This is a genomic window from Vibrio sp. 2033 (genome assembly GCF_033339735.1).
This window is the reverse complement of sequence record NZ_JAWOVC010000655.1, coordinates 1-561: the sequence shown is the minus strand read 5'-3', so window position 1 is coordinate 561 and position 561 is coordinate 1. Positions and strand designations below refer to the sequence as shown.

Annotated in this window: 2 pseudogenes; both read right to left on the bottom strand. The window is 50.4% G+C overall.

Annotation, left to right across the window (positions count from 1 at the left end):
* Positions 1-283, bottom strand: a pseudogene (locus R7P74_RS28320) (iron-siderophore ABC transporter substrate-binding protein); the annotation flags it as partial.
* A pseudogene (locus R7P74_RS28315) lies at positions 274-561 on the bottom strand (ABC transporter ATP-binding protein); the annotation flags it as partial. The pseudogenes R7P74_RS28320 and R7P74_RS28315, both read right to left, overlap by 10 nt.

Genomic DNA, 561 nt, shown 5'->3' with positions numbered 1-561 from the left:
CGGCGCGAGTGCCGATATCCTCAATGGATTCTGGTGCGTAAGGATTCACTACCCACTGGCGATAACCCGGCAAGTTAGGCGCAGCAATGGGCTCGATGTCCAACGCGAGCACTTGCTCCAAAATGTCCCAGTTGAGAACCACGACGCGTTGCGGCACTTGCTCAAAAGTCACCGCTCCGTACGCATCATGAACGGTAATGTCTGCGTTCGCTCGTGCAATCATCACTGTGAAAAGTAGAGTCGTGCAGCTTAGTTGTTTGAGAAATCGAACCATCATGCACATACCACCGCCACCTTCTGGCTAGCAAGTGTGTCCGCGGGCGTTGGATGATCAATGAGCTTAATTGGTGATTCGTAAAGTGCAGACAAACGCGCTTCATCAAGTAGCATTTCGGCGTTGCCTTCAAAGGCAATTTGACCTTTTTTGAGCGCAACTATGTGGGTTGCGTAGCGCAATGCTAAGTTCAAATCATGCAGGATCACGATAATGCCTACATTCTCGGTTCGATTCAGCTCTGCCAGTAGCGCCATCAGTTGAAATTGATGGTGAACATCGAGCGC